This is a genomic window from Anabaena sp. 4-3 (genome assembly GCF_001597745.1).
In the GTDB taxonomy this organism is placed as follows: domain Bacteria; phylum Cyanobacteriota; class Cyanobacteriia; order Cyanobacteriales; family Nostocaceae; genus Trichormus.
Window position 1 is genome coordinate 282,898 of sequence record NZ_LUHJ01000013.1, and the last position, 7,175, is coordinate 290,072.

The 7,175-nt window shown below is 42.8% G+C and carries 5 protein-coding genes and 1 pseudogene; 3 read left to right on the forward strand and 3 right to left on the reverse strand.

The window, feature by feature from the left end; translation table 11 throughout:
* The first annotated feature begins 11 nt into the window (after positions 1-11).
* Positions 12-1,394: a cytochrome P450 gene (locus A3775_RS03355; protein ID WP_066423828.1), complete on the forward strand. Its 1,383-nt coding sequence runs from the start codon at positions 12-14 to the stop codon at positions 1,392-1,394.
* Between the two features lie 132 nt (positions 1,395-1,526).
* On the opposite strand, the gene A3775_RS03360 is transcribed toward A3775_RS03355, so the two are convergent.
* A complete protein-coding gene (locus A3775_RS03360) occupies positions 1,527-2,129 on the reverse strand; it encodes a hypothetical protein (protein WP_231866931.1) in 603 nt (200 codons plus the stop codon).
* Positions 2,130-2,441: 312 nt separating this feature from the next.
* Here A3775_RS03360 and A3775_RS03365 point away from each other — a divergent pair, with 312 nt between their 5' ends.
* Positions 2,442-3,620 (forward strand): phosphoserine transaminase, encoded by a 1,179-nt coding sequence (locus A3775_RS03365; RefSeq protein WP_066423831.1) that lies wholly within the window; start codon positions 2,442-2,444, stop codon positions 3,618-3,620.
* A 107-nt stretch (positions 3,621-3,727) separates the two neighbouring features.
* Here A3775_RS03365 and A3775_RS03370 read toward each other — a convergent pair whose 3' ends face one another.
* Together A3775_RS03370 and A3775_RS03375 are read right to left on the reverse strand one after the other, a co-directional pair.
* Complete coding sequence (locus A3775_RS03370) at positions 3,728-5,116, reverse strand: rhodanese-like domain-containing protein (RefSeq protein WP_066423836.1); 1,389 nt, start codon at positions 5,114-5,116, stop codon at positions 3,728-3,730.
* A gap of 431 nt (positions 5,117-5,547) precedes the next feature.
* Positions 5,548-6,807, reverse strand: coding sequence for an FAD-dependent hydroxylase (locus tag A3775_RS03375; RefSeq protein ID WP_066423837.1), 1,260 nt, complete (start codon positions 6,805-6,807; stop codon positions 5,548-5,550).
* A 110-nt stretch (positions 6,808-6,917) separates the two neighbouring features.
* Between A3775_RS03375 and A3775_RS23375 the strand changes: the two are divergent.
* Positions 6,918-7,130: pseudogene (locus A3775_RS23375) on the forward strand (DUF2887 domain-containing protein); the annotation flags it as partial.
* Between the last annotated feature and the right edge of the window lie 45 nt (positions 7,131-7,175).

The following is a 7,175-nucleotide window of genomic DNA, read 5'->3' on the forward strand; positions in this document are numbered from 1 at the left end:
GAGCATTACTGATGATTACCGTTGAAGAAAATCCCACTCATCAAAATATCCCTAAATTACCAGTTAAAGCAGCGATACCTCGATGGCTGCAAACTTGGAGAGGTATTATTAATCCGTTATATTACCTCGAAAAATTATACCAGGATTATGGGGATATATTTATCTCGGAGTTTAGTAGTTTTCCTGCACAAATAATTATTAGTAATCCCCAAGCAATTCAAGAACTATTTACTGCTGATGCTCAACTATTTGATTCAGGTACAGGTAATGATGTAATTCAACCGTTAGTAGGGGCTAACTCGTTGATTTTATTGGATGGCGATCGCCATCTCAAACAGCGTAAACTATTAATGCCCCCTTTCCACGGTGAACGGATGCGGGCTTATGGTGAATTAATCCGTGAAATTACTCAGCAAGTCACCAGCAAATGGCATCTTAAACAGCCATTTGTCGCCCGTTCCAGTATGCAGGATATTTCTCTGCAAGTGATTTTAAAGTCTGTGTTTGGGTTAAAGGAAGGTGAACGTTACCAGCAAATCAAGCACGTTTTAGTGGAGATGTTGGATACTTTTAACAACCCTTTGAGTGTGGTTTTCTTATTTTTCAAATCTTTGCAACGGGACTTAGGTTCTTGGACACCTTGGGGGAGATTTGTACGCCGCAGAAAGCAACTTGATCAATTACTTTATCAGGAAATTAATGAACGTCGTACTCAAGTTGAGACTCAAGGCGAAGATATTTTGAGTTTGTTATTGTCTGCGCGTGACGAAAATGGGCAACCCATGACAGATGTTGAGTTACGCGACGAGTTAATGACTATGCTATTTGCTGGTCATGAAACTACAGCGATCGCCTTATCTTGGGCATTATATTGGGTTCATTCTGTCCCAGAAGTCCGCGAAAAATTACTGCAAGAACTCAACTCTATTGATATAGCCAATGCAGAACCCACAACAATTACCCAATTACCTTATTTAAATGCTGTTTGCTCAGAAACCTTAAGAATTTATCCGGTAGCTTTCTTTACTTTTACCCGGATTCTCAAAGCACCGATGAAATTAATGGGTTATGATTTATCCCAAGGTATGAGAATTTCACCTTGTATTTATTTAACTCATCATCGCCCAGATATTTATCCTGAGCCAGAAAAGTTTAAACCAGAACGCTTTTTAGAACGTCAGTTTTCTCCCTATGAATTTTTACCCTTTGGTGGGGGAAATCGTCGCTGTTTAGGCATGGCGTTTGCTCTGTTTGAAATGAAGTTAGTCTTAGCAACCATTCTCTCAAATTACTCCTTGGAATTGCTAGATAAAGTTCCTCTTAAACCTGTGCGTCGTGGTATAGTTTTCGCGCCTAATGGTGGTGTAAATTTGATGGTGAACGATAAATATTGAATAATTGAGAAAAATTTCCCCCCTTAAAAAAGGGGGTAAGGGGGGATCAGATTAAAACTTGATACTTAAGAGACATCCTCTTAATTTTGAATTTTGAATTTTGAATTTTGAATTCGCAGCGCAGCGACGTGACTACCATGTTTCAGCCCAATAGACAACTTCCGAGGCTGAAGTGTCAATGGCTACGCCGTAACTATTTCCGTTATTCCAGTTAAAGCCAGGTTGACCTTGATCTTCGGCATTCAATACTAATATTTCATAGGAATTGGGAAAAGCTGCCGCATCTTCCGAGTTACTGGTATAGAAAAAAGTTGTCGGTACACCATTGGGTAAATTAGCATGGTCGTTAGTATCACCGCCTCGGTATTGGCGTTGTGCGACTTTTCTATATTGTGTCAGTAGTTTTTGAATTTGTTCTGGGGATTTTCTCACCCTAGCTTGAAAGAAACTACCTGCTTGCATTACCCCTGGAGAGTAAGCAATCCGCACTATCTCACTGTCAGTAGAAATACCAGAGGGAAAATGCTGAATTGTTTTCTGATTAGACCAGAGTTGATAACGAATGTCTTGATAGCGGGAGATGTCAGTAACTATTTGGGGCTGGCTGTTGATAACAGCTTTTTTGAGAAAGTAACTGCCGATAACAATACCAACGCTGCCTAGAGAGCAGAAAACTATCATGGTAAATTTGACTAATAAGTGCGATCGCTTCATAGGGTTGGGTAGCTCTAACATCTATAGCCACATACCCAACTACTAAACTAAAATCCTCATCTTGTGGACACGTAAGTAAATATATTGATAAAAACTTTGTGTAACTGCGGAAAATACGGGTTAATTATAAAATTATGATGAAGACGGGAAAGAGGCTAGGGGCTAGAGGCTGGAGTTGAGGAGACAAACGGGACAAGGTAGACAAGGGAGAGAAAAAATCTATTTGATTCCCAGTCCCCAGTCCCCAGTCCCCATTCTTGCAACTATGCCCCACATATCCTGTAATGTAGTATCTACACTACTATTTATTATTTAAGCCTACTAGCTGGAACAATGTCAGAGCATCTTACACCCCCAACTAATAAGCCTCACGTTCCTCATTTTTCTTCCGGCCCTTGTGCAAAACACCCAGGCTGGTCTGTTTCCAATTTGCAAAACGCCTGTTTAGGTCGTTCCCATCGTTCTGAAGATGGCAAAGCTAAACTATCAGAAGTTATTGAACGCTCTAAAAAAATTCTTGGTCTTCCTGATGACTATCGTTTAGGTATTGTTCCCGCTTCTGATACTGGTGCTGTAGAAATGGCATTATGGTCACTGCTGGGACAAAGACCCCTAGATATTTTAGCCTGGGAAAGTTTTGGTCAAGAATGGGTTAAAGATGTCGTAGATGAATTAAAATTGCCTGATGTGCGGTTGATGAAAGCACCTTATGGCAGTTTGCCTAACTTAGAAGAAGTTGATTTTAGCCATGATGTAGTGTTTTTGTGGAATGGTACTACATCCGGTGTGAGAGTCCCCAATGGTGACTGGATTAAAGACGATCGCCAAGGATTGACTATCTGTGATGCTACATCAGCCGTGTTTGCAATGGATATTCCTTGGGAAAAAATCGATGTCCTTACCTATTCTTGGCAAAAAGTTTTAGGTGGAGAAGCACAGCATGGTGTAATTGTTCTGTCACCCCGCGCTGTGGAACGTTTGGAAAGCTATAAACCAGCTTGGCCTATACCCAAAATCTTCCGCCTCACCCAAAAAGGTAAGCTGATTGAAGGCGTTTTTAAGGGAGATACCATCAACACCCCATCAATGTTGTGTGTAGAAGATGCCTTAGATGCGTTAATTTGGGCAGAAAGTATTGGTGGGCTTCCTGGCTTAATTAGCCGCAGTGAAGCTAACCTAGCGGCGATTACCAAATGGGTTGAGCAAAGCAGTTGGGCTGAATTTTTGGCAGAAAAACCAGAAACTCGCTCTTGTACTTCCATTTGCTTAAAAATTGTCGATGCTGATTTTACTAGCTTGAGTGCAGAAGACCAAGCGAAATTCGCCAAGAAGATAGCGAAACTGTTGGAAAAACAACAGGTAGCTTATGATATTGCTCCTTATCGGGCTGCACCTCCCGGACTGCGGATTTGGGGAGGCGCGACGGTAGAATCTACAGATACGGAAGCCTTACTTCCTTGGTTAGATTGGGCATACGCCACAGTTAAAGCTGAGTTTGCACCTGTGGCTTAAGAATTGGGCATGGGGCAACGAAGCGGAATGTGGGCAGGGGCAAGGGGCAAGGGGGAGAAGACTTTCCCTTTTTCTCTCGGCTTCCCTGCCCCCCTGCTTCAAGCACACTAACCTGCCACTGGTAGCCCGGCAGCTTTCCAAGCCATCCATGAGCCGGGAATGTTGATCACTTTCTCAAAACCGTGTTTTTGCAGGAGGCTGGCAGCAATTGAGGCACGGTAGCCACTACCGCAGTAGGTGGCGATCGCTTGATTTTTATCCAGTTCATCTAGATGTTCTTCTAGATGGGGTACATAGATATGTTTAGCACCAGGCACTTGACCATGTTGAAATTCATCATCGCTACGTACATCTAAAACGGTAACATTTGGGTCTTGTTTATGGGCGTTTAATTCCTGAACTGTCCACTCACCCACCTGCTGTAGTGGTAAGCCGGCATTCTGCCAACTGGTCATGCCATTATGTAGGTATCCTCCTAAGTTGTCGTAACCAAGGCGGAATAACTGCTCTGTGACTAATTTGACATCCCGTTGACTTTCTATTACCAGTAAAAGTTTCTTGTCTGACTCAATCATCCAACCTACCCAGTTAGGAAACTCAGGGCGTAAAGCAATGTTAATAGCCCCTGGAATATGTCCGCCACCAAAGGCGAGAATGGAACGGGTATCAATGATGATGGTGTTTTCATCCTGCATCATCTGCTGAAATTCTTGGGGTGATAGGGGTTGCAGAGTTGGTACGCATCCCATCACTTCTGCACCTTGAGCGTTAAGTTGTTTCAGACGAGAATAAAATTTGGGTGGTTCGGGCATTCCTTTCAATATCCACTCGACAAACTCGGTTTCGCTGCGTTGTTGTAATGCGGGGTTAAAAACTTTCTCGTTACCGATGGTACTTTGTCTGCGATCGCCTATGGATTTACCACAGGATGAACCAGCACCATGACAGGGATAAATTTCTAGGCGATCGCCTAATGGTACAAGTTTGTCGAAAATTGAATGATAAAGTTGTGTTGCCTGTTTTTTCTCAGTACCACCACCTACTAAATCTGGTCTACCAACATCTAAATTAAATAAAGTGTCGCCAGTAAATATCCCAAATGGTTGATCACCTTGCTTGCTATCAAAAATCAAGAAACAAAGGTGTTCCAACGTATGTCCGGGTGTGTGCAATGCCTGTAAAGTCACACTGCCAATTTTTAATTTGTCGCCTTCATTCAACTGTCGCAACTCGAATTGATAAGCATCACTCTTACCTCCGTAAATCGGCGCACCCGTCCGCGCCTGGAGTTCGTGAGTACCAGAGACAAAATCTGCATGAATGTGAGTTTCGATAATGTGGGTAATTCTCACGCCCAAATCCCGCGCTTTTTGCAGATAAATCTCTACGTCACGGCGCGGATCAATCACGGCTGCTAAACCTGCCTTATCATCTCCAACAAGGTAGGATAAGTGTGCTAACCCTTCGACGTTTATTTGCTCTAGAACTAAAGCCATAGTAATGTTACCTGTGACTGCAATTAACAAATCACTTTGAACCTACTCTGGCAGTCCTCAAATCTTCAACATCAAGAAGACATAATTTTGTTATTGACTCATACCGTTTCTTGATCAAGCACTGTAGAGACGTTGCATGCAACGTCTCTACATCATTTATTTGGTGCAACTTCATAGCTGACATCTTGCACCAGTTGCTTTATTGCGATTACAGGGCGGCGATGCACTCCTAAAAATTCGCTCAAAAGATAGATTTTTACGTTGTTGGCTGTGCATCGCCCTACGGTTATTGAGAATGGTGCAAGATATGAGATAGAGAATTGGTATCAGGCGTGTTGAGAAATATATCGTTAGGAAAATATGAGCGATCGCACTTCTACCAAGCGGTGAAATGCGATCGCTCTTAAATCTGCTACTAATTGCGAATTGCTTTAACGTTTTGCTAGTTCTGGTGTTCGTCCCTTTAACCCAATCATCAATTTGAGCATGAAGACTTTTAGCAGGGGTACACGCCCTAAAAACCATAAACCCAAGCGACGAACTACCACCACAGGCAAGAATTTATTAGAAAACATCCGATCTAACAAGTCTGTAAACCCTAAAATCGTCAGGTTTTCGCGCTTGCGCCAACGTTCATAACGTTTGAGTATCTGGAGTTTACCAATATCTTCACCTGCTTGATGGGCGGTTTGGATGATTTGCGCTAAGGCTGCTGCGTCTCGAATACCTAAATTTAAACCTTGTCCACCCACAGGATGACAATTATGTGCCGCATCTCCCAATAATGCCAAGCGGTGTAGGGCATAACGATCGCTCTGCATTAACTGTACCTGAAAAATAAAGCGATCGCCTAGCAATTCTAACTTACCCATTTGCTCACCATAGCGGCGAGTGAGTTCTTGTAAAAATTCCTCATCACTTAAAGCACACAAAGCTTTGGCTTCTTCATGGGGGGCTGTCCACACGATGCGGCAACGATTCCCCGGTAAAGGTAAAATCGCAAAGGGGCCACTTGGCCAAAATTTTTCGTATGCTGTGTCATTGTGGGGTTTTTCTGGTTTGACAAAAGCCACAATGCAAGACTGCCAATATTTCCAGCCATGAGTTTTAATTCCCGCCGCTTGCCGAATAGGCGATCGCGAACCATCAGCAGCTACAATTAATTTACTCCGAACTACGTTGATTTGCTCGGCAATCTTGACTTCTATGACTACTTGATCCTGCTGATACTGTGTACTTACCACTTGCGCCGGACAAAGATAAGTTACATTTGGGCAATTCTGCACAAATTCCTGTAAAGGTTGCAACAAAGCTTGGTGTTCCGCCACATAACCCAACTCTGCTGTCCCTAAATCGTTGGTTTTAAACTCCACCACATCAGGATAATCTGCATCAGACAACCGGACTTGGCGGTATTTAGCAATCTGAGGTAAAATTTTGTCCCAGATGCCAATACCTTGGTAAATTAGGGCTGAGAGGATATGGACTGCGTAGGCTTGTCCTTTAGCAACTGCGGCTGATGTAACTTTCGCCTCAATTAATAGTATACTCAAGCCCGAATCTTTTAAAGCTGCGGCGAGAGTTAAACCGACAATTCCACCACCGACAATTACTAAATCATAATCATATTTCCGCAATTGTGGCGGTGATGCTTGCGGGGAAATAGTTTGATTAAGCTGCGTTATCGCCATTGTTAAGAGAAATTAAGCCATGATAATTCTTATTTTGACGCGATCGCCCCTTCTAGGGCAAGGTAAAAGGGAACAGGGAACAGGGAACGGGGAACAGGGACTGTGTATATTTAAATGAATTAACTGAAACCGAAAATACTTCAATAGGAGTTGGGATTGTACAGCTGATTGTCGAAAGCGAAAATAGAACAACCACAAAAGCTAGACAGTTAATTGAGCAAACCCAACAGCAGTTAACCGACTCACTCACCCAACAACAAGTTATAGAATTTATTGAGACTGTAGTAATCTACAAGTTTCGTGAACTACCTACATCGCCCTAGCGGGTCGATGTAGGCTTCTGGCACATTTTTAATGTTTCCAGAACT

What these genes read in the sequence shown, in the direction of transcription:
- A3775_RS03355 (WP_066423828.1), top strand. Translation starts at nt 12, where the DNA reads ATGATTACCGTTGAAGAAAATCCCACTCATCAAAATATCCCTAAATTA.
- A3775_RS03360 (WP_231866931.1), bottom strand. Translation starts at nt 2,129, where the DNA reads ATGTTAGAGCTACCCAACCCTATGAAGCGATCGCACTTATTAGTCAAA.
- A3775_RS03365 (WP_066423831.1), top strand. Translation starts at nt 2,442, where the DNA reads ATGTCAGAGCATCTTACACCCCCAACTAATAAGCCTCACGTTCCTCAT.
- A3775_RS03370 (WP_066423836.1), bottom strand. Translation starts at nt 5,116, where the DNA reads ATGGCTTTAGTTCTAGAGCAAATAAACGTCGAAGGGTTAGCACACTTA.
- A3775_RS03375 (WP_066423837.1), bottom strand. Translation starts at nt 6,807, where the DNA reads ATGGCGATAACGCAGCTTAATCAAACTATTTCCCCGCAAGCATCACCG.